The organism is Aeromonas sp. Marseille-Q5825, from assembly GCF_946892685.1.
In the GTDB taxonomy this organism is placed as follows: Bacteria; Pseudomonadota; Gammaproteobacteria; order Enterobacterales; family Aeromonadaceae; genus Aeromonas; species Aeromonas rivipollensis.
Genome location: NZ_CAMPOU010000001.1, coordinates 1,148,195 through 1,173,042, shown reverse-complemented (window position 1 = coordinate 1,173,042; position 24,848 = coordinate 1,148,195). Strand labels below are relative to the sequence as shown.

The window sequence follows — 24,848 nt, the reverse complement described above, 5'->3', positions numbered from 1 at the left end:
GAAGTTTCATGGATGACACGCCAGCATGTCCCCAAGGGGGGGAAATGGAAATGCTGGTGATTCCTTAAAAGGGCCTATTGATTTTTTTTAAAAAAAGTCACCAACATTGTCTTTTTAACGGTTATTTAATTTTGAGATGCTCAAGACCATTAAAAAGAACAGAGAAGTTGTTATTTGCCATGCTAAAAATTGGAACCAACCATTCGAGAATCATAATGTGATAGTACAATTCTTGAGCACAATAAACTCCTTTCCCTCTCTCATGTTCTGCAAGCCGATAGAATGCCATTGGAAACGTATGGACTTGAGAAGATAGAAATCGGTAGATCGCTCTAAATGATGGAGTTGAGATGCCTATTTTTGTTACAAGATCATCTTGGGACATGTTGAATGCTTCAACCCCACGTAAATAGTGATTTCTCTTCTTCTCAGGTAATGCGGAAAAAATTGGATTAGCATTTAACTCATTCTTACAGATTAACAGAACTTCATTATCTTTTAATAATTCTGCTTTTTTCTCTTCATTTGCTTCCAAGTCACATGTGAATTTAATCCGTGAAACATGGTCGTGCAGGTTAAGAAGTCGCCACCTGAAATCCCACTCGTCCTTTGATACATTATCGATACACAAGTAGAAAAACATCAGATAGTTTTCAAGAAACACTCTACTTAGGGATGCAACAGATGAAAAATCCCAATGCTGTATTTCGAGCTTACGGTTTGAGTTTGGAAGGATTTTTTGCATTGACTTGCCTGTCACACATAATTTCGTGAACAATGCTGATGCGTACCAATGCTTCCCCTCAGGCGCAGGGATTCTGCTGTATTTTACAGACAGAGCAATTGCTGTATTTAATAGTACAGAAAACTCGTCATAAAAATCTTTATACATTGGCCCATTATAACCAATGTTTAATTTTTCCATTCTCTCTACACCAATTTAGTGAAAGTCAAATTGGCATTATGTCACCACTATTGAATACGGCGCAATTAAAATGAAAGGATTCTGTGAATCTTGACAGCTAAACCTCAGGCCATCTTTCCTGCCCTGAATACGGTCAGCCTTCAGGTACTCACCGACCAGTAGGATCTCTCACGCATTCTCATTATCCCCCCTTCCTCGGATGTTTTAGTGACGTACTGGGGGTCAAACATGGCGAACTTATTGAGCATTCTTCCACTTTCGGTGGTTGGATAATAGTGGTATTTTCCCTATTTTCAGCATGCTCACCAGGTAAGAGTCCGGAGATTAAAAAATGCTCTCCCTCAGGTGAGTTCATAAACTAAAACAGTTCACTCTTGGCTTTTTCGGCATTAATCAGGAGGGAATGTAACGCATCTCTGTTGTCCTTGATGATGTTGGCTGCACTCGCCAGATAGCAGATTGCCTCTTGGCAACTGGCCTCAGAGTTCAACGCAAAGCGTGACAGGAAATGATGCACCAACTCATTTCGCAACTCGACCAGCTGTTTGAGCTTTTCGTTCATCCACTCCCCGTTCTCCAGGCCAAAACTGAAACGGAAGTAAGCTCGGCCGTTCAGAGTATCATCATCAATTTCTTGTTCATCCTCCAACGTCGTTCTTTGGCTCCACTGACTAACCAAATGCCCCAGCGTCTTTCCGCCCAGAAGTTGGCGGTCGCGTTCTATGTTACCAGCCAACTCATCGGAAAATCCGCTTACCTTCAGAGTGGGCATGGTTGCTTTGAGCGTCAATTCAAACTGCTGCAACTGGAGGAGAGATCGCCCGTACTCCAACGCTATTTGCTCTTTTAATTCATTTAAATCAGGCGGTGCCTTGTCAGTTTTGTGGTGTTCCAATCGCGCTCTTCCTTGTGCTCAGTTGAAATACATACGACATGGTCTCCAATGTAACGCGTTCATAGTGCAACTTCGATAGCAGCCTGTAGCTTCTCGGCTGCTACTCCACCACCGTACCTGTCGTAACTGATGGCACCATTGGTATGCCCCAAGATCGCCGCCGCGTACTGTAGCGGTACACCATGATCTTTTAACGCTGTTGCCACGGTATGCCGCAGGCTGTGGAAGTCTTTGCCTACAGGGCGATGACGACTAAACCACGGCCCCCAGAGATGGTTGTAACCGTCTTGTCGATGAGGTAACTCAGGGAACAACCGTCCTCCTGCCCTTTCCTGCACGAAGTCGATAAAGCCACCAGCAATCAGCGAGGAATGAATAGGGATCAGGCGAGCACTGTTGACCGTCTTGAGCTTCTGGTCTGGGCGGCTGTCCCTGATGTTCAGGCACCATACCTCGCCGACCTGCTGCACATCATCTGCGTACAACTGGCAAATCTCATTGGCTCTCGCTCCGGTATACAAGCCGAGCAACGCTATCCACTTGCGGTATGGCTCCTGCTGCTTCGCCCACTGGATCAGCCGCTGTTTCTACGCAGATGTGTACCCACTACGAACATTTACCTCTTTGACCCGCTGTAGCTTGAGCCCAGTGAAGTGATTAACGATGCCTTCGTGGTGATTGCCGAGCCAAACGAACAACAGAGAGAGCTTCTGGAGGTACTTGTTGATAGTCGTCGGGCTCTTGCCTGAGTTCAGCAATTCGTCCTTGAACTTGACCACATCGGCCTTGCTGTATGCCGTGGGAGGTCTATCCCCTAGCGACTTGATGAAGTAGCCGATGTAGTTCTTCTGATTGCTGAGTTCTTTGGGGGCCCACGAGAGCGCCTTCTCTTTCAGATAACGCTCACTGAGTTCTGAGAGTGCAGGGGATGAAATGGCAGAAGGAGTCGCAGAGACTGCCTTAGGGACAGGATTGGCCGCTGAGGGTGTCTGTTGCGGTAGCTGCTGAGGCTCCGGCAGGGAGTTTGGCTGGGGTTCTGGTTGGACAGACTCAGGTTTTACCCGAGAACGCGCACAGGCAAGCATCTTAGCCACCTGTTCACGAGCGACCAGCTTGTCCCGAGTGCGGAGAGATTTCTTGATGTCTTTGCGGCGACCACAGGGGAGCACTGTCACCTTGCGGTAGTACCAGATACCTTGAGGACTGAGCCAGAGATTCACTATGAAGACTCCTGATCCATCCACACAAAGTGGATTACCAAGAGGTCTGAAGGGGGTTGTTAGTCGTAACTTATTGATTTTCAGAAACAGGTGGTGGCCCCACCAGCCACATCCCGGCACTCGAGTCCCCCGCCTTGGCTGCTACCTTCCGGTCCTGACCAGGTTGACGAGTTATCAATGCGAGAGGACCAATGGGACCACCGGCGAGGAGAATAGGCAAACTAGCCTGCCAATGCAATGGCTTTCTGCCAGGAGGCGAACCGTTCGCCTTATTTTTCAACAATCTGCCGAATGGATCAGCTAAACAGCATGAATTTGGCCCCCACCACCAGCATCAGCAGGGCGAACGCCTGCTTGAGCCGCTTGGGAGAGAGGCGATGGGCCAGCTTGGCGCCGACGCGGGCAAACTGGGTGCTGGTGAGCACTATGCCAAGCAGGGCCGGCAGATAGATGTAGCCGACACTCCACTCGGGCAGATCGGCGTGACCCCAGCCGGCATAGAGGTAGCTCAGGCTGCCCGCCAGGGCGATGGGCATGCTGCAGGCGGCGGAGGCCGCCACGGCGTTGCGCATGGGCACCGAGTTCCAGCTGAGGTAAGGCACCGTCATGGAGCCACCCCCTATGCCAAACAGCGCCGAGAGCCAGCCGATGACGGTGCCCGCGATGCCGGTGCCGACCGGCCCTGGCATCTGGCGTTCTGCCTTGGGCTTGAGGTTCAGCCCCATCTGCAGGGCCATGGTCCAGGCGAAGCAGCCGATGATGATGTTGAGGGTGCTGGCGCTGAGCTGGCTGGCGGTGAGGCCACCGAGCCAGGCGCCGATGAACATGCCCGCCCCCAGGCGTCGGATCATCACCCAGTCGACGGCCCCCGCCTCCTGATGTGCCCGCAGGGAACTGAAGCCGGTGAAGATCATGGTTGGCAGGGAGGTACCAAGCGCGAGGTGGGTAATGATCTCCGGGGCCACCCCCTGGGCATGAAAGCTGAGTACCAGCACAGGCACTATGATGAGCCCGCCACCGATCCCGAACAGTCCCGCCAGCATGCCCGCGAAGGCCCCCAACACCAGATAACCCACAAACAGCATAAAAATTCCTTATATAGCTAAATGGCGGTCTAGTTGACCGCCATTTCCCATAAAAAAAGAGATGGCGTCATGCCATCTCTTTATTGTGCCGATTAATGCAGGGGAATGGTACCGTCCATCACCTTGTAGAAGGCCAGCACGGCGCAACCGAGCAGGGCCGCCGTCATCCCGCGCTCCAGCCGGTTGAGGCTGCGCAGGCCATGGTGCTGGCGCGCCTTCCAGTAGATGAAGATGCCGGGGCTGTAGAGCAGCGCTACCAGCAGGAGGTACTCCACCCCGGCGGCATAGACCAGCCAGCAGCCGTAGACGGTGGCCACCAGGGCCAGCAGCAGGTCACGCTTGCGCTGATGGGGCTGGTGCTCGTAGGTGGTGCCTTGCAGCGCCAGCTTGAGGCCATAGGCGCCGGAGAAGACGTAAGGCACCAGGGCCGCCGAGGTGGCGATGTTGACCAGCGCCAGATAGGTGCTGCTCTGGAAGTAGATGATGATGAGGAAGGCTTGCACCAGACAGGTGGAGCACCAGAGCGACACCTGGGGCGAGCCGTTCTTGTTCTCCTTGGCAAACCAGGCCGGGAAGACCCCTGTCTTGCCCGCTATGTAGGGTACTTCCGCCGCCAGCACAGTCCAGCTCAGCAGGGCCCCCATCACCGAGATCACCAGGCCTATGTTGATCAGCCAGGCACCCCAGGGGCCGACCACGGCTTCCAGTATCATGGCGGTGGAGGGATTCTTGAGGGCCGCCAGCTGCGGCTGGTTCATGACACCGAGGGAGAACAGGGTCACCATGACGTAGAGCGCCAGGGCGCCGAGCAGCGCCAGCACTGTGGCACGGCCCACGTCCTTGCGATGACGGGCACGGGCGGAGACCACCACGGCCCCCTCTATGCCGATGAAGACCCAGAGCGTCACCTTCATGGTGGACTTGACCTGATCCATCACGGAACCCAGCTCGGTGTTGCCCTGCCCCCAGATGTCCAGGGTGAAGGTCTCCATGTTGAAGGCGAGCAGGACGGCGACGCAGAAGACGATGAGGGGCACCATCTTGGCGATGGTGGTGACTATGTTCACCAGGGCCGCCACCTGGATGCCGCGCAGCACCAGGGCGTGCACCGACCAGATGAGGAGGGAGGCGAGGGTGATGGCGACCGGGGTGTTGCCGTCACCGAAGATGACGTTGTCCGGCGTGTCGAAGAAGTAGCTCAGGGCGCTGAACACGACGATGGCGTAGGAGACGTTGGCCAGCAGTTGGCAGAGCCAGTAACCCCAGGCGGCGTTGAAACCGACGAAATCACCGAAACCGGCCTTGGCGTAACTGAAGATGCCCCCATCGAGATCCGGGCGACGCATGGAGAGGTTCTGGTAGACCAGGGCGAGGCAGATCATGCCGATCCCGGTGATGGCCCACCCCAGGGCGACGGCCCCGGCGCTGGCGTGCGCTGCGATGTTTTGTGGCAGACTGAAGACCCCGGCACCGACCATGGAGCCGATCACCAGCGAAATGAGGGCGCCGAGCCCTAGTTTCTTGTCCATCTCAAACCTGTTTTATTAAGCGGCGGCTGAGCATCCGTATTCATACAGCGCGCGACATGGGAGGGGCGATAAATCCGTACCCCGTGAAAAAGGCGGCAACTATATTGCATGACTATTCCGACCGCAATCCTTCGCAGTGCCAATCATGCACCGCCTTGACCGCGCGCAATTCTACAGCACTCACTCACCCGGCCTGTGAGCTGGTTCAAATTCAGAAAGACCCGTTGATCTTTCACGTTTTTCCATGATGTCAGCCCTGTTTTTCACAGAAGCCCTGCATGCCCATGCAGCGGGCCTCCCTGGGCGTCAGGCAGGTCTTTTGGATTAAACAGCCATAAAAATGCCCCTGTGCCAGTGGCAAGGGGCATCCGTGGATCGCCTCCGGGGTTAGAGTCGCAGACCGCCGTCGAGGTCTATGATACGCCCGGACAGGTAGTCGTTGGCGAGGATGAATTGCACCGTCTGGGCCAGTTGCTCCCCCTGCCCCAGGGCGCCGACCGGAATGGCCTGCTGCATCCGGGCCATGGCCTCCGGCTTCATGGCCGCCGTCATGTCGGTGGCAAAGACCCCGGGGGCTATGCCCATCACCCGGATGCCGTGGTGGGCCAGCTCCCGCCCCCAGGTCACCACCAGGGAGGCGACCCCCGCCTTGCTGGCGGCATAGTTGCTCTGCCCTATATTGCCCGCACGGGCGATGGAGGAGATGTTGATGATGACGCCCCCCTGCCCCCCTTTCGCCATCAAGGCCGCCCCCTCGCGGCCGCAGAGGAAGGTGCCGGTGAGGTTGACGTCGATGACGGCCTGCCACTGGGCCAGGCTCATCTTCTCCACCAGCGCCCCCTCCTTGACCTTGATGAGCATACCGTCCCGCAATATGCCGGCGCAGTTGACCAGGCCATGCAAGGCGCCCAATTGTTCCTCCATGGCGGCAAAGGTCGCCTCCACCTCGGGCTCGTCCGCCACGTTGCAGACGAACAGGGCGCAGCGACCATCCCGGCTGCGCACCTCGGCCTCGGTCACCTCCAGATCGGCGCGGTTGACGTCGACCAGGGCCAATATGGCCCCCTGACTGGCCAGACGCAGGGCGATGGCGCGACCGAGCCCCCGTCCCGCTCCCGTGATGGCGATGACTTTATCTGTGATATCCATAAATGCTCCTTGTTGCCTGGACCCGGATGACGGGAAAGAATGAATGGCAGGCTCCCGCATCACATAGCGCCGGGCTCGTCCTGGGGTTTATCCAGATATAGTTCGAGAATGCTGGAGAAATCCTTGCTCTCCTGACCCTGGCTTGCGTGCAGGTTAAAGAGGTTGCGGGCCAGCGCCCCCATGGGCACGGCGCTGTGGGCGTGCTCGGCCAGCGCCATGGCGAGCCCCAGGTCTTTGACCATCAGCCGGGTCATGAAGCCCCCCTCATAGTTGCGGGACGCGGGGGCATTCTCCATCACCCCGGGCCAGGGGTTGTAGCGCTCCAGGCTCCAGTTGTTGCCCGAGCTCTTGCCCATGATGGTGGAGAGAACGCCCGGATCCAGCCCCTCCTTGACCCCGAGCGCCAGGGCCTCTGCGGTGCCCGCCATGTGGATGGCGAGCAGCATGTTGTTGCACATCTTGGCGATCTGCCCCGCCCCGAGCGCCCCGGCATGGAACAGGTTCTGCCCCATGCTGGCCAGGATGGGTTTGGCCGCCTCGAAATCGGCGCTCTCGCCACCGACGATAAAGGTGAGGGTGCCCGCCGCGGCGCCAGCCACCCCGCCGGAGACGGGGGCATCGAGAAAACGAATGCCCCGCGCCTTCGCCGCCGCACCCACAGCGCGGGCCGAGGCCACGTCTATGGTGGAGCAGTCGATCACCAGGGCCCCCGTCGGCAAGGCCCCCAGCAGATCCTGACCGCCCCCCTCCGACAGCCAGAGCCCGCGCACATGATCCCCGGCAGGCAGCATGCTGATGGCCAGATCGCAGCCGGTGACCGCCTCCCGGGCATCCCCGGCGACGATGCAACCGGCCTTGATCGCCCGATCCAGGTGCTCGGGCACCAGATCAAAGACCTGCACTGCATGGCCCGCCCTGGCGAGGTTCGCGGCCATGGGCCCCCCCATGTTGCCGAGCCCGATAAATCCAATCCTTGTCATTCTTTGCTCCTTGCTCCGTTCGTTATCCGGCAGCTCGGCCGGCGCGCCCTTGGCAACGCTAGGCCAGGGGGTTGGTCCCCTCGGGCCAGCGATAGAAATCGTCGAGCCAGTCAGCGCCGGGCCGGGGCGACTGCCAGCGGGGGGACTTGTCCTTGTCGATGAGCAGGGCCCGCACCCCTTCCACGAAATCCCCCTTGAGCACGCAGTTGACCGAGAGCGCCAGCTCGTCGGCAAACACCTCGGCCAGTGACTGGCGGCGCGCCGTCCAGTATTGGCGCCACAGGATGGCGCGACTGATGGGGCTGCCGGTGCGGCAGGTGTCGCGGGCCCGGGCCAGGTCGGGTTCGTCCAGCTCGGCCCTGTCCAACCTGTCCAGCACCCCTTGCAGGGTACGTCCGGCCAGCAGGGCATGGATCCTGGCCTGATGGGGCAGGATCACGGGAGCCGGCAGCTGCTCGCCGGCCTCGGCGTGCAGCCCGCCCAGCAGCCTATCTATCTGCTCGCGCGGATCGCCCTGATCGGCCCAGTCGAGGGCCGCGAGCCGCGCCGGCAGCTCGGCCCGCTCACGGCTCGCCATGGCGTGATCCGCGAGCCCCAGCCCCAGGGCGTCCGCCCCGTTGAAACGGGCACCGGTGAGGCCAAGCCAGAGCCCGAGTCGCCCGGGCATGCGGCTCAAGAACCAGCTGGCCCCCACATCCGGGTAGAGGCCGATCGTCACCTCCGGCATGGCGAACAGGCTCTTTTCGGTCACCACCCTAAAGTCGGCGCCGGCAAAGAGGCCGATACCGCCCCCCATGCAGATGCCGTCCGCCACGCAGACGAGCGGCTTGCTGTAGCTGTGGATATGGTGATCCAGCCGGTATTCCTGCTCAAAAAAGTCGCGGGCATAGGCAAAGAGCGCCTGCTTGCTCTCCTCCTGCTGGCGGTAATAGAAGGAGCGAATGTCGCCACCGGCGCAGAATGCCTTCTCTCCGGCCCCCTGCAACAGCACGCAGACCACGGCCGGGTCCTGCTCCCACGCGGTGAGCGCCCCTTGCAGGCGCTGGATCATCGGCAGGCTCAGGGCGTTGAGGGAGGCGGGGCTGTCCAGGGTCAGGATGCCGATGAGGTGCCCGTCCGCCGTGGGATGGGTTGCCAGGCGCACGGGTTCAGTCATGGGACTCTCCCGCGCTCTTGTCATAACGCCAGCGCGGGGCACGCTTCTCGAGGAAGGCCGCCACCCCCTCGCGCTGGTTGGCATCGTCAAACAGGGCGAGGAACAGGCTGCGCTCCAGGGGCAAGGCCGCATCCCTGTGGCCGCTGCGCCCCTGGTTGATGAGCTGCTTGCAGGCGCGCAGGGCGCTGGGGCTCTGGCGCTCCACCCGCTGGGCCATTTGCTGCGCCGCTGTCCAGGCGTGCCCTTCGGTCACCACCTCCTCCACCAGCCCCATCTCGTAGGCCAGGGTGGCGCTCACCTTCTCGCCGCAGAGGATCATTCGCTTGGCCCAGCCCGGCCCCACCAGCTCGGTGAGACGCTGGGTGCCACCGGCGCAGGGCAGCAAGCCCACCGAGGCCTCAGGCAACCCCAGCAGCGCCTGCTGCTCGGCGATGCGAATGTCGCAGGCCAGCGCCACCTCGAGGCCCCCCCCCATGGCAAAGCCATTGATGGCGGCTATGCTCACCCCGTGGAAGCGGGCCAGCGCCTCGAAGGCGCGACCGAAGGCCTCTGCCACTTCGCGGGCGTGCTCCACATTGCCGTCGGCAAACATCTTGAGATCGGCGCCGGCGCAGAAGAACTTGTCCCCCGCCCCGCGGATCACCAGTGCCACCACATCGGGGCGGCTGTCGAGCTCCACCATCATCTGCAAGAAGGCCTGCAGGCTGGCCAGAGTCCAGGTGTTGGCAGGCGGGTGGTCGAGCGTGATGTAGGCCACGTGACCGTGATATTCGAGCCTGATCCTTGTCATTGCACTGTCCTTGTCATTAAACCTGCCGCCATGATGACAGGGTTGAAGGGAGCCGAAATTCGGCTGGCTCACAAAGCCTGACGACGGTGCGGCACCTGTCAGCCATCCCCCGGCAGAAGTAGGAAAACGGGCAGCCACCGCCCTCTATTCCAGCGACAAACCGGGATCACCCAGCAGGCGGCGGGCGATGATGAGTCGCATCACTTCGTTCGTGCCTTCCAGAATGCGGTGCACCCGGGTGTCGCGCAGATAGCGCTCGAGCGGGTACTCGCGGATATAACCATAGCCACCAAAGAGTTGCAGGGCCTCATCGCAAACGCGATAACCCACGTCTGTGGCAAAACGCTTGGCCATGGCGCACCAGGCGCTCTTGTCCGGGCTGCCGCTGTCGAGCTTGGCGGCGGCCTGGCGCACCAGCAGACGGGCGGCGGCCAGTTCGGTGGCCATGTCGGCGAGGCGGAACTGCACGCTCTGGAATTCGCTGATCGGGTGTCCAAATTGCTGGCGCTGCTGCACATGGGCCAGGGCGTCGTCCAGCGCCTGCTGGGCTGTGCCCAGCGAGCAGCTGGCGATATTGATGCGCCCCCCATCCAGCGCCTGCATGGCGAACCTGAACCCTTCCCCCTCCTCCCCCAGCCTGTAGCGAGCGGGAATGCGCACGGCGCTGAAATTCACCTCCCGGGTCGGCTGGCTGTTCCAGCCCATCTTCTCCTCCGCCTTGCCATAGCTCACACCCGGCGTCTCGGCGGGCACCATAAAGGCAGATATCCCCTTGGCCCCCTCGCCCCCGGTGCGGGCCATCACCACCAGCACCTCTGTGCTGCCCGCCCCCGAGATGAAGACCTTGCTGCCGTCGATAAGGTAGTCATCGCCGTCCCGCACCGCACGGGTCTTGAGGGCGGCGGCGTCCGATCCCGCCCCCGCCTCGGTGAGGCAGTAAGAGCCCAGCAGCTCGCCGCTGGCCAGCCTCGGCACCCACTCTGCCGCCACCTCGGCCGGCAGCCAGCTGCCCAGCATCCAGCTCACCATGTTGTGTATGGTCAGGTAAGCCGTGGTGGAGGTGCAGCCCATGGCCAGGCGCTCGAAGATGAGGCTGGCGTCGAGTCGGCTCAAGCCCAGGCCGTCATATTGCTCCGGGGTGTAGAGGCCGCACAGCCCCAGCGCCGCCGCCTGCTTGATGGTGGGGATGGGGAATTCGTGCTCCCTGTCCCAGCGCGCGGCGTGGGGCTTGAGCGCCAGATCGGCGAAGGCGCCGGCCGACTCGACACAGGCCCGTTGGGATTCGGTCAGGGTAAAATCCATCTTGTTCGCTTCCTCGTTATCTCGATTACTTGTCGCAGATCCACCGTTCACCACAGGGGGATAGCCATGGTGGGCGTCGGTGGGAATACCGTAGCCCATCGGCCACACCTCACCGCAGGTGGATGGTCATGTTGGGTCCGGTCGGTATGTCCTCATCGAACCAGCGTTCCGTCACCGTCTTGGTCTCGGTGTAGAAGCGCACCGCCTGCTTGCCGTAGGCGTGCAGATCACCGTAGAAGGAGCCGCGCCAGCCGGTGAAGGAGAAGAAGGGCAGCGGCACCGGGATGGGCACGTTGATCCCCACCTGACCCACCGCCACCTCATGGCGGAACTTGCGGGCCGCGGCACCGCAACCGGTGAAGATGGAGGTGCCGTTGCCATAGGGGTTGTCGTTGATGAGGGCGAGCGCCTTGTCCAGGCTCTCCACCTCCAGGCAGGCGAGCACGGGGCCGAAGATCTCCTCCTTATAGATGCGCATCTCGGGGGTCACGCCGCGAAACAGGGTCGGCCCCACCCAGTTGCCCACCGGGTAGCCGGGCACGTCGCAAAAACGCCCGTCCAGCAGACACTGGGCCCCCTCGGCCATGCCTGCTTCAATCAGCCCCTCGACTCGTACCTTGGCTTCAGGGCTGATAAGGGGGCCATAGGCGGCCTCTGGATCGTGCCAGACACCCGGCTTGACCCTGGCAAACTCGGCGGCGAGATCCGGGATCCAGTCGCGGGCGCTGCCCACGAAGACCGCCACGCTGATGGCCATGCAGCGCTGACCGGCAGCGCCCACCCCGGCCCCCACCAGGTTGCTCAGCACCTGCGCCTTGTTGGCGTCCGGCATGATCACCATGTGATTCTTGGCACCGACGAAGCACTGGGCGCGCTTGAGGTGGTCGGTGGCGGTGCGATAGACGTGAGCCCCGACCCGGGCCGAGCCCACGAAGCTCACCGCCTTGACGTCGGGATGGGCAAGCAGCGCATCCACCTGCTCGGCGCCCCCGTGCACCACGCTGAGGATGCCCGCTGGCGCCCCCGCCTCGGTGAACAGCTCGGCCAGCCGCATGGGGGTCAGGGGATCCTGCTCCGAGGGTTTGAGCACGAAGCCATTGCCGCAGGCTACCGCCAGGGGGAACATCCAGAGCGGTATCATGGCCGGGAAGTTGAACGGCGTGATGCCGACGCAGACCCCCAGCGGCTGCACCCAGGAGTGGCCATCCACCCGGCGCGCCACGTTGCCCATGGTTTCCCCCATGGTCTGGCTGGCGACGCCGCAGGCCTGCTCCACCACCTCGATGCCGCGCCACACATCTCCCCTGGCGTCCGCCAGATTCTTGCCAGTCTCCTGGGCCAGCAGGGTTGCCAGCTCGTCGTGATGGGCTTTGAGCAGATGCTGATAGTTGAACATGACCCGGGCCCGCTCGGGGGCCGGCACCTCCCGCCACAGCAGGTAGGCGTCGTGAGCGCGGCGCACCGCAAGCTCCACCTCGGCCGGGGTGGCTCTCGGCACCCGCGCCAGCAGGCTCTGATCCGCCGGGTTGGTTACCTCGATCCACTGCTCGCTCGCGGAAGGGTACGCCTCGCCGCCAATATAAAGCGGCAGATCCCCGTACTGGGTATGGTGTTGGCTCATGCCGCACTCTCCTTGGCTGTCCGGTGGCTGGCACTGTGCCAGAGCCCCTCAGGCAGGCCGGCAGACCGGATGCACTCGCTGATCATCTTGCTCACTCCTTGCGTTTGCCCGCTCGGGGCTATGCCCCTTGCAGTCGGCACTCAACGAATTTACCTTAGACTAACAACTCATTTACGTTTACGCTAACGTAAACTTAAATCACGAATGGACTGACCAGTTTCCCTCCGTTTCGAGAGCGCGAGACAGGTGAGCACCAGAGACCAAGGAGAGCAAGGATGCATGCCCTGATGGATGAAACCCTCCGCGCCCTGACCGAGCAGGTCGAGGCCTTCTGCCAGAAAATGATCGCCCCGCGCGCCGCCGAGATTGACCATAGCAACACCTTCCCTCGCGACCTCTGGCCCCTGATGGGTGAGCTCGGGCTGCACGGCATCACTGTGGCGGAAGAGTATGAGGGGGTGGATCTGGGTTATCTCGCCCATGTGCTGGTGATGGAGCAGGTGAGCCGTGCCAGCGCCTCGGTCGGCCTCTCCTACGGCGCCCACTCCAACCTCTGCATCAACCAGATCCACCGCCACGGCACCCCTGATCAGAAGGCCCGCTACCTGCCCGATCTGGTCAGTGGCAAGCACGTGGGGGCGCTCGCCATGAGCGAGCCGGGGGCCGGCTCCGACGTGGTCAGCATGCGGCTCACCGCGGTGCGCGAGAATGATCACTATGTGCTGAACGGCAACAAGATGTGGATCACCAACGGCCCGGATGCGGACACCTTCGTCATCTATACCAAGACGGATGCCAATGCCGGGGCCAAGGGGATCTCCGCCTTTATCGTCGAAGCGGGCACCCCGGGGTTCACCACGGCCCAGAAGCTCGACAAGCTCGGCATGCGCGGCTCCAGCACCTGCGAGCTGGTGTTCGACAACTGCCCCGTACCGGCAGAGAACCTGCTAGGCACCCTGCACGGCGGGGCCCGGGTACTGATGAGCGGGCTGGATTACGAGCGGGTGGTGCTGGCCGCCGGCCCCCTTGGCATCATGCAGGCCTGCATGGACGTGGTGCTCCCCTATGTGCGCGAACGCAGGCAGTTCGGCCAGGCCATCGGCGACTTCCAGCTGGTGCAGGGCAAGCTCGCCGACATGTATACCCGGCTCGCCAGCAGTCGCGCCCTGGTCTATTCGGTGGCGAGCGATTGCGATCTGGGCCATACCAGCCGCAAGGATTGCGCCGCCGCCATCCTCTTTGCCGCCGAGAATGCCACCCAGATGGCGCTGGATGCCATCCAACTGCTCGGCGGCAACGGCTATATCAACGAATACCCCACCGGCCGCCTGCTGCGGGACGCCAAGCTGTACGAGATTGGCGCCGGCACCTCGGAGATCCGCCGCTGGCTTATCGGCCGCGAGCTGATGGGAGATAACGCATGATGCTTCTCCCTTTGTCACCTGCCATCGGCAACAACAACCAGATGGGAGAGAACCCATGAGCCAGATCCACTCCCGCCTGGATACCACGAGCGCCGACTTTGCCGCCAATCGGGAGGCCATGCAGGCCCTGGTGGCCGATCTCAACGCCCGCCTCGCCGAGATAGCCCAGGGCGGCGGCGCGGCCAACAACGCCCGCCATCAGGGCCGTGGCAAGCTGCTGCCCCGCGAGCGCATCAATCAGTTGCTGGACCCGGGCTCCCCCTTCCTCGAGCTCTCGGCCCTTGCTGCCTGGCAGGTCTATGAGGAACCCGTGCCCGCCGCCAGCATCATCACAGGGCTCGGCCAGATTGCGGGCCGGCTCTGCCTGCTGGTGGTGAACGACGCCACCGTCAAGGGGGGCACCTACTACCCGCTCACGGTGAAAAAGCACCTGCGGGCCCAGGCCATCGCCGAGCGGCTGCGCCTCCCCTGCCTCTATCTGGTGGATTCCGGCGGTGCCTTCCTCCCCATGCAGGACGAGGTGTTCCCCGACAGGGAGCACTTTGGCCGCATCTTCTACAACCAGGCCCGCATGTCGGCCCAGAACATACCCCAGCTCGCCGTGGTGATGGGACTCTGCACCGCAGGGGGCGCCTATGTGCCCGCCATGGCGGATGAGTCCATCATGGTCAGGGAACAGGCCACCATCTTCCTGGCGGGCCCGCCCCTGGTCAAAGCCGCCACCGGCGAGGAGATCAGCGCCGAGGCCCTGGGGGGCGCCCTGGTGCACTGCGCCCACTCCGGGGTGGCCGACCACCTGGCCGAAGACGATGCCCATGCCCTGGCCATAGCCCGCACTCTGGTTGGCAATCTTGGGGATCCCACCTCGCAATCGAGAGATTTTCCGGTGTTGGGCTTCGCAAGCTCAGCACCAAGCTACGATGAGCCCCTCTACCCCATAGAGGAGCTCTACGGCCTGGTGGGCACCAGCCTCAAGCGCCCCTATGACGCCCGGGAGCTCATCGCCCGCCTGGTGGATGGCTCCGTGTTCGACGAGTTCAAGGCACTATTTGGCACCACGCTCGTCACCGGGTTCTCCCGCATCCAGGGCATGCCGGTGGGGATACTCGCCAACAACGGCGTGCTCCACAGCGACAGCGCCCAGAAAGGCGCCCACTTTATCCAGCTCTGCAACAGGCGCGCCATTCCCCTGCTGTTTTTGCAAAACATCACCGGCTTTATGGTGGGAAGCCAAGCCGAGCGGGAGGGGATCGCCAAGCACGGCGCCAAGCTGGTCACCGCCGTCGCCTGCAGCAGGGTGCCCAAAATAACCCTGCTCGTCGGGGGCAGCTTTGGCGCCGGCAACTACGGCATGTGCGGCCGCGCCTATGAGCCCGATTTTCTGTTCAGCTGGCCCAACAGTCGCATCTCCGTCATGGGGGGCGAGCAAGCTGCCAACGTGCTGGTGCAGGTGCGCCGGGACAAGCTGGCGGCCGACGGCAAGACCCTGGGGGAGCAGGAGGCGGACGCCATCCGCGCCCCCGTCATCGCGCAATATGAACGCCAGGGGCACCCCTATTACGCCAGCGCAAGGCTCTGGGATGACGGCGTCATCGATCCCGCCCAGAGCCGCACCGTGCTGGCCCTGGCGCTGGCCGCCTGCCAAGGGGCCAAGCCCGGGCCCGAGCAATACGGCATCTTCAGGATGTAAGGAGTTCGACATGTCCGATCCACTGTGCAATGACCCCCTGGCTGGCTGTCGGCTTGAGCGCCACGGTCCGCTGGTTGAGCTGGTGCTGGCGCGCCCCGCCCGCCACAACGCCCTCGATGCCGATCTGATGCAGGAGCTGCTCGATTGCCTGGATGATCTGGCCCATCGCCACGGCCAGCCACTGGCCGAACGCCCCCATGTCCTGCTGCTGCGGGCAGAGGGCAGGCATTTTTGCGCCGGTGCCGATCTCAACTGGATGCGCAACCAGCTCAATGGCGACTTCGATCCCAGCTCGTTTGAAAAGAACCGGGAGGATGCACGGGTGCTGGCCAGGCTGATGCAAGCCCTGGATGAGCTGCCCTTCCCCACCGTGGCCCTGGTGCAGGGGGCGGCCTATGGCGGAGCGCTCGGCCTGCTCTGTGCCTGTGACATAGTGCTGGCCAGCGACGACGCTCGCTTCTGCCTCTCAGAAGTGAGTCTGGGGCTGGTGCCTGCGGTGATCAGCCCCTATGTGGTGCGCGCCATGGGGATGCGCCAGGCCCGCCGCTACATGCTGAGCGCCGAGCCCTTCGATGCCATCACCGCCTGCCGCCTCAACGTGGCGCACCGGCTCTGTGCGCCGGAGAAGCTGCTCTCTGAGGGGAGGGCTTTAGGCATGCGTCTGTGCCGCAACGGCCCCCAGGCGATGAAGGAGACCAAGCGGCTGCTGGCCGCCATCGAGCACCAGCCCGGCCATCAACACGAAGAGATAACCGTCGAGACCATAGCCCGGGTGCGGGTCGGACTCGAAGCCCAGGAGGGGATGCAGGCCTTCTTCGACAAGCGCCCCCCCAGCTGGCGCCCCCGTTTCAAGGATGAGACATGACTCAATACCGGCCCATCAAGCGCCCTCTTGTCGCCAACCACGGCGAGGATAACCGGGGGGAGGATCAACGCCTTGCCCCCCTCGATCTCTTCATGAACGAGTGTGCCTTTATGAATAACGAGGAGCAGACATGACAGATCAGGCTCCCATCAAGCGCCTGCTGATCGCCAATAGAGGCGAGATAGCCGTGCGCATCATCCAGACCGCCCGCCGCCTCGGCATTCACACCATAGCCCTCTACTCGGACGCCGACGCCCGCGCCATGCATGTGCGGGAAGCGGACGAGGCCTGGCACCTGGGGCCTGCCCCCGCGCGGGAGAGCTACCTCGATGCCGCCAAGGTGCTGAAGATTGCCCGCGAGGCCGGGGCCGATGCCGTGCACCCCGGCTACGGTTTTCTGTCGGAGAACAGCGACTTTGCCAGCGCCTGTGCACAACAGGGGCTGCGCTTTATCGGCCCAAGCGGCGCCGCCATCCTCGCCATGGGGGACAAATCCGGCGCCAAGGCGTTGATGCAGGCGGCCGGCGTTCCCGTGCTGCCCGGCTATCACGGCGCGGATCAGACGCCGGCCCTGTTGCGTGATCAGGCGCACCAGGTCGGCTTCCCCCTCCTTATCAAGGCCGCCAGCGGCGGCGGCGGCAAGGGAATGCGCCGGGTCGAGCAGATAGACGAGTTTGACGCCGCCCTGGCGGCGGTGAAACGGGAAGCCCTGGCCGCTTTCGGGGATGACAACGTGCTGCTCGAGCGCTATCTCGCCCGCGCCCGTCACGTGGAGGTGCAGGTCTTCGCCGATACCCTCGGTAACGCCATCTACCTGGGGGACAGGGACTGCTCCTTGCAGCGCCGCCACCAGAAGGTGATCGAAGAGGCCCCCGCCCCCAACATAGCCCCGGCGCTTCGCCACGCCATGGGCGAGGCCGCCGTGGCCGCCGCCAGGGCCATCGACTATGTGGGGGCCGGCACCATCGAATTTCTGCTGTGCGGGGAGGCGTTCTTCTTCATGGAGATGAACACCCGGCTGCAGGTGGAGCACCCTGTCACCGAGACCGTCACCGGCCAGGATCTGGTTGCCTGGCAGCTGGCGGTCGCCGAGGGCAAGCCCCTGCCGCTCACCCAGGAGGAAGTGGTGCTGCGCGGCCATGCCGTGGAGGCGCGCCTCTATGCCGAGGACGTAGGCGCAGGCTTCTTGCCCGCCAGCGGCCCCATCCATTGGCTGCGCTGGCCACAGGGGGTGCGCATCGACACCGGGGTCGCAGCCGGCGATGAGGTGAGCCCCTATTACGATCCCATGATCGCCAAGCTGGTCGCCCACGGCCAGAGCCGCGCCGAGGCCTTTGCCAGGCTGGCCGATGCCCTGGCGGCCCTGAGTCTCGGCCCCCTGGTGCACAACGGCCCACTGCTGCTGCGCCTGTGTGAGGAGCCGGACGTGCTGGCCATGGCACACCACACCCAGTGGCCCATTCCCACCGAACCCTTGGGCACCCCGGACCTCGCCTGGCCGCTGGCCACCCTCTGGCTCACCAGTCGCACCGGCCCCTCTCCCTGGCAGCAGGCCCCCGGTTTTCGGCTGGGCGAGAGCAGCAGCCTGACGGCGGCGGTGCGGATCGGCAAGGAGGCCCGAGTGCTGACCCTGGCCGAGCGCGCCGGTCGGCTCACCTGGCAGGGGGAAACCTACCCCTACGAGCTGGGCACTGATCATATCCGCCTGCAGCGGGCGGGCCGCTGGGTGCGCTGCCCCGTCACCCCGGCGGCAGAGGCCGCCTTAGTGCTGCAACTGGATGGCAGGCGCATTCCCTTCGCCGCCGATGATCAACGCCATAGGCCACACCATGATCACGAAACGGCCCAGGGCGCCCTGGCCCCCATGCACGGCATTGTGGTGGCGCTGCTGGTCGAGGTCGGGCAATCCGTCAGCAAGGGGCAACCCCTGCTGGTGCTGGAGGCGATGAAGATGGAGCACGTCTTGAAAGCAGACAAGGAGGGGGTGATCACCGCCCTCTGCTGCCGCCAGGGGGAGCAGGTGAGTCAGGGCGCCGTCCTGGTGCACTTTGCCGACCCGAGCGCAGAGAAGGCTCAGGGAGGTGCGGCATGAGCAAGGATCATGGCATGCCCGTCGACAGGGTCAGTCTGGTGGAGGTGGGACCGCGGGATGGGCTGCAGAACGAACCCCGCCTGTTGTCGCTGGCGCAGCGGCTTCTGCTTATCAACCGCCTCGCCGAGAGCGGCCTGCAACGGATCGAGGTGGGGGCCTTCGTCTCCCCGAAGCGAGTGCCGCAGATGGCGGACTCCGCCGAACTTTTTGAGGCCCTGCCCCGCAAGGGAGCGACCCGTTATGGCGCCCTGGTGCCCAATTTGCAGGGTCTGCAGGCCGCGATCCAGGCCAGGGTCGACGAGATTGGCCTCTTCACCGCCTGCTCAGACGGCTTCACCCGCGCCAACATCGGCATCGGCGTCGAAGAGTCACTGATCCGCTTCGCCCCGCTGGTGGCGGAAGCGCGCTGCCTCGGCATCAAGGTGCGAGGATACCTTTCCACCGTCATCGCCTGCCCCTATGACGGTCCGACCCGCCCGAAACGGGTCGCCGCCCTGGCCGAGCGGCTGCTGGATCTCGGCTGTCACGAGATCTCCCTGGGTGACACCATAGGAGTCGGCACCCCGGGCACTGTGGCGCCCATGCTGGATGCTGTGCTGCACGAAGTCCCGGCCGGCCGGCTCGCGGTGCATTTTCACGATACCTATGGCCAGGGGCTCGCCAACCTGCTGCCGGCGCTCGAGCGCGGCATCCGCACCATAGACTGCTCTGTGGCCGGGCTCGGTGGCTGCCCCTATGCCCCAGGCGCCTCCGGCAACGTCGCCTCGGAGGAGGTGGTTTACCTGCTGCACGGCCTTGGCATGAGCACAGGAGTGAACCTCGACAAGCTGGCCGCCACCGGCCAGTGGGTGAGCGAGCAGCTCGGCCGCCCCAACGGCTCCCGGGTCGGGCAGGCGCTCCATGCCAGGGCCAGACAGCAGCAGCCAGGACTCGATGAGATAGCACAAGGAGAGTGCCATGCCCCCTGAAAGCGCACCCGCCAGAGAAAAGAGCGGCAGCATGTCGTCATGTCAGGAGGTTGACCCATGCAGGATCAGGCCATGAGAGCCGGCAGTTTCTGCGGCAAGGAGCGAACCTACAGCATCTCCGAGCTGGCTCAGGAGTTCGACATCACCCCGCGCACCATCCGCTACTACGAGGACGAGGGGCTGATCACCCCCGCCCGGGAGGGGCAGACCCGCATCTACAGCCACAAGGACAGGATCCGCCTGAAATTGACCCTGCGTGGCAAGCGGCTCGGCTTCAGCCTGGCGGAGATCCGCGAGCTGTTCGACATGTATGACACCGACCGCTCGAGCCGGATGCAGTTGCACTCCATGATCCAGCTCATAGAGGCGCGGCGCCACTCCCTGCGCCAGCAGCTCGAAGATATCCAGATGGTGATGGCCGAGCTGGATGCCGCCGAGCAGCGCTGCATCCATTCCCTGAGCGGCTTGAAGACAGACGCGGATTGACGGGTTCTGGGGGCCGCTCGCCCCGAAGTATGTCATGGCACAGATGGGGCCAGGGTACCGGCTGGCGAGCCTCGCCCTGGCAGGGGTCGCCTGCCCGGCTCCCTAAGCACCGCTGACCTGCCCGCAGCCCATCCAGGCGGGTGTGAAAGGCTGCCGACGGCTCAATCTCCCACCCATCCCGAACAAAGAGGCAGGGCCCCACTCTGGCGCGGGAGGCCGAGCCTTGCTCAATAATTCGGCTAACCCGGACAGAGCAAGGCGCAGCCCGAGAGCCAGACCATGATCGAACGGCGATTAATTGCTACCATGTGCGCATCAAATGGAGACCATCATGCTCAAGCCTCTGCCCGCTCGCCTGTTGCGTTACGCCCTCTATCTCTGCGCCGGTCTGCTCATCTGCGTCTCCATCTTGCTCTGGCAGGCCCCCAACCTCATCCAGCGCCACCTGCCGGGCTGGCTCGCCACCCATTATGGTCTGCAGCTCACCCTGGGGAAGATAGAGGTCGGGCTGCGCTCCCCCTCCCTCACCCTGGGGCCCAGCGCCCTGCTCGATGAGCAGCAACACCCCCTGGTGTCGTTCGACGGGTTGCGGCTCATACCCAGACTAAAGGAGAGCTGGCGCCAGAGGGCCCTGGTGCTGGAGGAGCTGACCCTGACCGCACCCAAAGTGGATCTGGTGCGCCTGGCGGACAACAAGGGAGAGGTTCGTTTCAACCTGACCGAGGCGCTCACCCCTTTGCTCGACTCCCTGCAGACCAAGGAGCCGGCGGCATCGACCACCGAGCCCGTCGTGGTGAGCATCGGCAAGCTGGCCCTGGTCCAGGGGCAATTCCACTACCGGGATAGCCGCAAGCAGCACAGCCCGGGCTGGGTACCTCCCCTGACGCTGGGCAAGATCGCCCTGCAACTGCCCGATTTTTCCAGCACGCCGACGGCCCTCAACCCCTATCGGCTGAGTGCGACCCTCAATGAGAAGAGCCCCCTCAAGGCCGACGGTGAGTTCAACATCATGACGGGGGCCGGCAAAGGGCAGCTCAGCCTCGGCAAGCTGGCCCTCGCCCCCTTGGCCCCGCTCTGGGCCCCCTATGTCAAGGCCACACTGGCCAAGGGAGAGGCCAGCGCCGAGCTGGCGTACCGGCTCACGTCAGGCAAGCAGGGGCTGGCATGGCAGATCTCCAAAGGCAGGCTGACCCTGGCCAACTGGCAGCTCAAGAGAAACAAGGGAAGCGAATTCGCCCGCTTCAACCAGCTGGCCCTGACCGGGATCCGGGTCGATGGCAACAAGCAGTCCCTCGAGGTTGGGGCCCTCACCCTCAAGGCACCCGCCGTCACCGCCGTGCTCGATGAGAAGCAGCAACTGGACCTGGCCGCGCTGCTGATCTCGCCGCCCAGCACCAAAGCGGCGGTCAAACAGCAGAAAGCGAGCAAGCCCTGGCGCTGGCAGCTCAAGCAGGCCCGCATCAGCCAGGGGGCGCTCAAGCTAACCGAGTCCAGCAGCGGCAAGCCCCTGCTGCGGGATCTCTCGGGGTTGGAGCTCACCCTGGGGCCCCTCGGCAGCCAACCCGGCCAGAGCAGCCCTCTCACCCTGAAGGGCACCCTGCATCCCCAGGCGACTGTGGCCTTTGATGGCACCCTGGATCTCAGCCCCTTCGCTCTGAACGGCACCCTCAAGCAACAGGGCTTGCCGCTCACCCTGGCCCAGCCCTATCTGCAGGATCTGCTGCGCATCAGCGTGCGGGACGGCCAGCTTGCCAGCCACACCAAACTGGCCCTGACCACGAATGACAAGGGGGCCCTCAGCAAGCTGGACGTCAGCGGCGGGCTCGACATCGAGGGGCTCGACGTGCTGGATCGGGCCGACAACCAGCGGCTGCTGCAGATAGACAAGCTGCAACTGAGCGGCCTGCACTATGACGGCATCAGCCAGCAGCTGAAGATAGCCGACATACTGCTGAGCAAACCCTTCGCCCGCATCGAGATAAGCGAAACTGGGGTCACCAACGTCCAGCAGTTGTTGCTGCCGCAACCGGCCAGCAAGCAGAGCGCGCCCGCACCCCACATTCTCATCGACCAGGTCCGCACCACCCAGGGCAACCTGCGCTTTGCCGATCGCAGCCTGAGCCCGGAATTCGTGGTGGACATCGCCTCCCTCGCGGGCCAGAGCCGCCACATCACCAATGTCCCGGGGCAGCGCTCCGAGCTCGACTTCAACGGCAAGGTGGACAGATACGCCCCCGTCACCATAAGGGGCGGCGCCAACCTGCTGATCGACGATCCCGTGCTCGACGTCGCCGTGGCCTTCAACAATCTGGAGCTCACCACCTTCACCCCCTACTCCAGCACCTATGCCGGCTACGCCATCGACAAGGGGCAGCTCTCCATGAAGCTCAACTACAAGCTGCAGGGCAACCGGCTGGAGGGGGACAACGACATCACCATCAAGAAGCTGCAGCTCGGCGAGAAGGTGAAGAGCGAGCAGGCCAAGGATCTGCCTCTGGGTCTTGCCATCGCCCTGCTGAGCGATGCCAGCGGCGTCATCAAGATGAACCTCAAGGTGAAGGGCAACCTGGATCAGCCGGATTTCAGCCTGGGCAACATCTTCTGGGACGTGCTCGGCAACACCCTCGGCAAGGCCATCACCTCCCCCTTCTCCCTGCTGGCCTCCCTGACCGGCGGCACCAAGGATCTCGATGAGCTCCCCTTCCTGCCAGGCGATCCCACCCTCACCCCGACCCAGCAGAGCAAGCTGACCACCCTGGCCCAGGCACTGAAAGACAGACCCAGGCTCAGCATGAACATCCGCGGCAAGGTCAACTTCAACCAGGAGCGCCCCCTATTGCAGCGCCAGAAGCTGGAGCGGGTGCTGGCCAAGATCACCGGCAGCCCGGTGGATCTCGCCCTGCTGGAGCAGGACCCCGCCCTGCAGAGTGCCCTGGCCGAGGCCTATGAGGCCAAGTTCAGCGAAAACCTCGGCACCCTGGCCGATCGCCTGACGCTCCCGGCGCAGAGCCCGGCTCTGCGCGCCCAGGCAGTGATCCTGTTGCGGGACCAGCAGCTGATCACCGCCAAGTCCCTGCGCAACCTCGCCATGCGCCGAGCCCAGAACACCAAGGAGTATCTGGTGGATACCCAGGGCATCACACCGGATCGCCTGTTTGTGCTCGACAGCCAGGTCAAGGAGACCGACAAGGAAGCCAAGGTGGTCCTCACCCTGGATAATTGAGCCGCTGTGATGGCCCGGCGAAGGGGGATCTTCCCCCTTCTGGCTCGCCCTCTCTGATCACCGCTTAGCTCTTATCTTTACCATCCACTCGCCCTTAGCCTTGCGCCATTCCTCCCCAGTGAAGAGGCTGACAAGCCGGCACCTGTCCACCCCATGGGAAGATGGGCAAACCCTGCGCGCCACACCGGCCTCCTCCCTGGCGGTGGGCAGACCGCCTCTGTGTGCCCGCGCCCTCCCCTCAAGCTGATGGGCGAGAAATACGAGGACCTTCCTTCTTGTCCCGCGCCTCCTGAAGGAGATTTGTCGGCTTCGCTGGCCGGATCCCTGTGTCGGGACCAGCAGCGCCACACTCTCCTCTATCCAGCCTCTGTCCGGTCCCAAGTACGCCCCTGCCTGGCGTAGGGACCAGTAACGCAACTCCGGCCTCAACCCTGCCCCAGGGACGTATTTCCTGCGAAACAGGGCGCTGGCAACACCATGCAGCGGAAGGTTCGGGGTCATCAAAGGGAGTTGAACAACGCTTGTCTGATGGCATATGAGATGAATTTTCCACCCGGGCGTCACTTGCTCAAGCTCTCGGCGGAGCCCGCAACCCTGTCATAGCAGCAGAGGTGTATTTTGTTGCCCGCTTTCATTTCGGGAGCCAAGCATACAAAAAAGCAACATTGAAAACGTTATCCATTCACCTGTCGTCTACCTGAATGGCACGAATGGTTGGTCACTTAAAATTTCGTGTCATTTTTTTACCATTTAGCCCCCTTCCCCCCTTGCTCGGGACCAAGAGCCTGCCTAAAATCGCGCGTCTTTTATCAACCCCCACCTCTATTTTTGGAGAACGCCACGTGAGCGAAAAATTGGCCAACCCTGCCCCTCTGGGTCTGATGGGTTTCGGTATGACCACCATTCTGCTGAACATCCATAACGCAGGTTTCTTCCCCATCAGCGCCATGATCCTGGCCATGGGCCTGTGCTATGGCGGTCTGGCCCAGATCATCGCCGGTATCATGGAGTTCAAGCGTGGCAACACCTTCGGTGTCACCGCCTTCATCTCCTACGGCACCTTCTGGTGGAGCCTGGTGTTCCTGCTGGTGATGCCGACCATGGGTCTGGCCGAAGCCACTCCCCACGCCTACATGGGCTGGTACCTGCTGATGTGGGGCATGTTCACCCTCTTCATGCTGGTTGGCACCGTCAACTTCCCGCGCGTGAAGCAGTTCGTGTTCGCCTCCCTGACTGTGCTGTTCTTCCTGCTGGCCGCCCGTGATTTCACCGGCAGCACCCTGATCGGCACCATCGCCGGTTTCGAAGGCATCATCTGCGGCGCCAGCGCCATCTACCTGGCCATGGCCACAGTGATCAACGAGCAGTTCGGCCGCACTGTGCTGCCGATTGGCGATCACAAGAAAGCCGCCGCAGTCCAGCTCAAGGCTGCCGCATAATCTGCCGCG

General features: G+C 62.7%; 19 protein-coding genes, 1 other RNA gene and 1 pseudogene. 9 read left to right on the top strand and 12 right to left on the bottom strand.

Translation table 11 applies throughout. From position 1 onward, the window contains the following. Window positions 1-121 precede the first annotated feature (121 nt). The 12 genes and pseudogenes from OC537_RS05405 to OC537_RS05345 all read right to left on the bottom strand — a co-directional run bounded on the left by OC537_RS05405 (window position 122) and on the right by OC537_RS05345 (window position 12,652). Complete coding sequence (locus OC537_RS05405; protein ID WP_262110068.1) at window positions 122-925, bottom strand: DUF5677 domain-containing protein; 804 nt, start codon at window positions 923-925, stop codon at window positions 122-124. A gap of 358 nt (window positions 926-1,283) precedes the next feature. Next, window positions 1,284-1,820 (bottom strand): hypothetical protein, encoded by a 537-nt coding sequence (locus OC537_RS05400; RefSeq protein WP_262110066.1) that lies wholly within the window; start codon window positions 1,818-1,820, stop codon window positions 1,284-1,286. Between the two features lie 59 nt (window positions 1,821-1,879). After that, window positions 1,880-3,040 (bottom strand): annotated as a pseudogene (locus OC537_RS20665) (tyrosine-type recombinase/integrase). A gap of 97 nt (window positions 3,041-3,137) precedes the next feature. Beyond that, an RNA gene (gene ffs, locus OC537_RS05385) (signal recognition particle sRNA small type) lies at window positions 3,138-3,234 on the bottom strand. A gap of 102 nt (window positions 3,235-3,336) precedes the next feature. After that, a complete protein-coding gene (locus OC537_RS05380; RefSeq protein ID WP_111912060.1) occupies window positions 3,337-4,125 on the bottom strand; it encodes a sulfite exporter TauE/SafE family protein in 789 nt (262 codons plus the stop codon). Between the two features lie 92 nt (window positions 4,126-4,217). Beyond that, on the bottom strand, window positions 4,218-5,654 hold the full coding sequence (gene arcD, locus OC537_RS05375) for an arginine-ornithine antiporter (RefSeq protein ID WP_042650365.1): 1,437 nt from the start codon (window positions 5,652-5,654) through the stop codon (window positions 4,218-4,220). 387 nt (window positions 5,655-6,041) lie between these two features. Then, a complete protein-coding gene (locus OC537_RS05370) occupies window positions 6,042-6,803 on the bottom strand; it encodes an SDR family oxidoreductase (RefSeq protein WP_262110061.1) in 762 nt (253 codons plus the stop codon). A 59-nt stretch (window positions 6,804-6,862) separates the two neighbouring features. After that, on the bottom strand, window positions 6,863-7,783 hold the full coding sequence (mmsB, locus tag OC537_RS05365; protein ID WP_262110059.1) for a 3-hydroxyisobutyrate dehydrogenase: 921 nt from the start codon (window positions 7,781-7,783) through the stop codon (window positions 6,863-6,865). A gap of 58 nt (window positions 7,784-7,841) precedes the next feature. Beyond that, window positions 7,842-8,939 (bottom strand): enoyl-CoA hydratase/isomerase family protein, encoded by a 1,098-nt coding sequence (locus OC537_RS05360; RefSeq protein ID WP_262110057.1) that lies wholly within the window; start codon window positions 8,937-8,939, stop codon window positions 7,842-7,844. Beyond that, on the bottom strand, window positions 8,932-9,729 hold the full coding sequence (locus OC537_RS05355; protein WP_262110055.1) for an enoyl-CoA hydratase: 798 nt from the start codon (window positions 9,727-9,729) through the stop codon (window positions 8,932-8,934). Before OC537_RS05355 ends, OC537_RS05360 begins: the two co-directional genes overlap by 8 nt. A 144-nt stretch (window positions 9,730-9,873) precedes the next feature. Then, on the bottom strand, window positions 9,874-11,031 hold the full coding sequence (locus tag OC537_RS05350; protein ID WP_262110053.1) for an acyl-CoA dehydrogenase family protein: 1,158 nt from the start codon (window positions 11,029-11,031) through the stop codon (window positions 9,874-9,876). A gap of 109 nt (window positions 11,032-11,140) precedes the next feature. Then, entirely contained in the window at window positions 11,141-12,652 is a 1,512-nt protein-coding gene (locus OC537_RS05345) for a CoA-acylating methylmalonate-semialdehyde dehydrogenase (protein WP_262110051.1), read from the bottom strand. A gap of 275 nt (window positions 12,653-12,927) precedes the next feature. Between OC537_RS05345 and OC537_RS05340 the strand changes: the two genes are divergently transcribed. The 9 genes from OC537_RS05340 (at window position 12,928) to OC537_RS05300 (ending at window position 24,839) form a co-directional block, all read left to right on the top strand. Then, window positions 12,928-14,076 (top strand): isovaleryl-CoA dehydrogenase, encoded by a 1,149-nt coding sequence (locus OC537_RS05340; RefSeq protein ID WP_262110049.1) that lies wholly within the window; start codon window positions 12,928-12,930, stop codon window positions 14,074-14,076. A gap of 55 nt (window positions 14,077-14,131) precedes the next feature. Next, a complete protein-coding gene (locus OC537_RS05335) occupies window positions 14,132-15,766 on the top strand; it encodes a carboxyl transferase domain-containing protein (RefSeq protein WP_262110047.1) in 1,635 nt (544 codons plus the stop codon). 10 nt (window positions 15,767-15,776) lie between these two features. Continuing rightward, complete coding sequence (locus tag OC537_RS05330) at window positions 15,777-16,631, top strand: enoyl-CoA hydratase-related protein (RefSeq protein ID WP_262110045.1); 855 nt, start codon at window positions 15,777-15,779, stop codon at window positions 16,629-16,631. Continuing rightward, on the top strand, window positions 16,628-16,765 hold the full coding sequence (locus tag OC537_RS05325; RefSeq protein ID WP_171276072.1) for a hypothetical protein: 138 nt from the start codon (window positions 16,628-16,630) through the stop codon (window positions 16,763-16,765). The genes OC537_RS05330 and OC537_RS05325 overlap by 4 nt, the downstream gene beginning before the upstream one ends. After that, window positions 16,762-18,723 (top strand): biotin carboxylase N-terminal domain-containing protein, encoded by a 1,962-nt coding sequence (locus OC537_RS05320; RefSeq protein WP_262110042.1) that lies wholly within the window; start codon window positions 16,762-16,764, stop codon window positions 18,721-18,723. Before OC537_RS05325 ends, OC537_RS05320 begins: the two co-directional genes overlap by 4 nt. Next, window positions 18,720-19,691: a hydroxymethylglutaryl-CoA lyase gene (locus tag OC537_RS05315; RefSeq protein WP_262110040.1), complete on the top strand. Its 972-nt coding sequence runs from the start codon at window positions 18,720-18,722 to the stop codon at window positions 19,689-19,691. Before OC537_RS05320 ends, OC537_RS05315 begins: the two co-directional genes overlap by 4 nt. 72 nt (window positions 19,692-19,763) lie before the next feature. Beyond that, complete coding sequence (locus tag OC537_RS05310; RefSeq protein ID WP_111912089.1) at window positions 19,764-20,177, top strand: MerR family transcriptional regulator; 414 nt, start codon at window positions 19,764-19,766, stop codon at window positions 20,175-20,177. A gap of 319 nt (window positions 20,178-20,496) precedes the next feature. Beyond that, window positions 20,497-23,400 carry a DUF748 domain-containing protein gene (locus OC537_RS05305; RefSeq protein WP_410050459.1) on the top strand — a complete coding sequence of 968 codons (2,904 nt, stop codon included), beginning with the start codon at window positions 20,497-20,499 and terminating at the stop codon, window positions 23,398-23,400. Window positions 23,401-24,242: 842 nt separating this feature from the next. Continuing rightward, window positions 24,243-24,839 carry an acetate uptake transporter gene (locus OC537_RS05300; RefSeq protein WP_005315399.1) on the top strand — a complete coding sequence of 199 codons (597 nt, stop codon included), beginning with the start codon at window positions 24,243-24,245 and terminating at the stop codon, window positions 24,837-24,839. Window positions 24,840-24,848 lie beyond the last annotated feature (9 nt).

Coding starts and splice junctions, on each gene's coding strand:
- OC537_RS05380 (WP_111912060.1), bottom strand. CDS start 4,125: ATGCTGTTTGTGGGTTATCTGGTGTTGGGGGCCTTCGCGGGCATGCTG.
- OC537_RS05315 (WP_262110040.1), top strand. CDS start 18,720: ATGAGCAAGGATCATGGCATGCCCGTCGACAGGGTCAGTCTGGTGGAG.
- OC537_RS05355 (WP_262110055.1), bottom strand. CDS start 9,729: ATGACAAGGATCAGGCTCGAATATCACGGTCACGTGGCCTACATCACG.
- OC537_RS05330 (WP_262110045.1), top strand. CDS start 15,777: ATGTCCGATCCACTGTGCAATGACCCCCTGGCTGGCTGTCGGCTTGAG.
- OC537_RS05345 (WP_262110051.1), bottom strand. CDS start 12,652: ATGAGCCAACACCATACCCAGTACGGGGATCTGCCGCTTTATATTGGC.
- mmsB (WP_262110059.1), bottom strand. CDS start 7,783: ATGACAAGGATTGGATTTATCGGGCTCGGCAACATGGGGGGGCCCATG.
- OC537_RS05320 (WP_262110042.1), top strand. CDS start 16,762: ATGACAGATCAGGCTCCCATCAAGCGCCTGCTGATCGCCAATAGAGGC.
- OC537_RS05340 (WP_262110049.1), top strand. CDS start 12,928: ATGCATGCCCTGATGGATGAAACCCTCCGCGCCCTGACCGAGCAGGTC.
- OC537_RS05370 (WP_262110061.1), bottom strand. CDS start 6,803: ATGGATATCACAGATAAAGTCATCGCCATCACGGGAGCGGGACGGGGG.
- OC537_RS05305 (WP_410050459.1), top strand. CDS start 20,497: ATGGAGACCATCATGCTCAAGCCTCTGCCCGCTCGCCTGTTGCGTTAC.
- OC537_RS05310 (WP_111912089.1), top strand. CDS start 19,764: ATGAGAGCCGGCAGTTTCTGCGGCAAGGAGCGAACCTACAGCATCTCC.
- arcD (WP_042650365.1), bottom strand. CDS start 5,654: ATGGACAAGAAACTAGGGCTCGGCGCCCTCATTTCGCTGGTGATCGGC.
- OC537_RS05335 (WP_262110047.1), top strand. CDS start 14,132: ATGAGCCAGATCCACTCCCGCCTGGATACCACGAGCGCCGACTTTGCC.
- OC537_RS05325 (WP_171276072.1), top strand. CDS start 16,628: ATGACTCAATACCGGCCCATCAAGCGCCCTCTTGTCGCCAACCACGGC.
- OC537_RS05350 (WP_262110053.1), bottom strand. CDS start 11,031: ATGGATTTTACCCTGACCGAATCCCAACGGGCCTGTGTCGAGTCGGCC.
- OC537_RS05360 (WP_262110057.1), bottom strand. CDS start 8,939: ATGACTGAACCCGTGCGCCTGGCAACCCATCCCACGGCGGACGGGCAC.
- OC537_RS05405 (WP_262110068.1), bottom strand. CDS start 925: ATGGAAAAATTAAACATTGGTTATAATGGGCCAATGTATAAAGATTTT.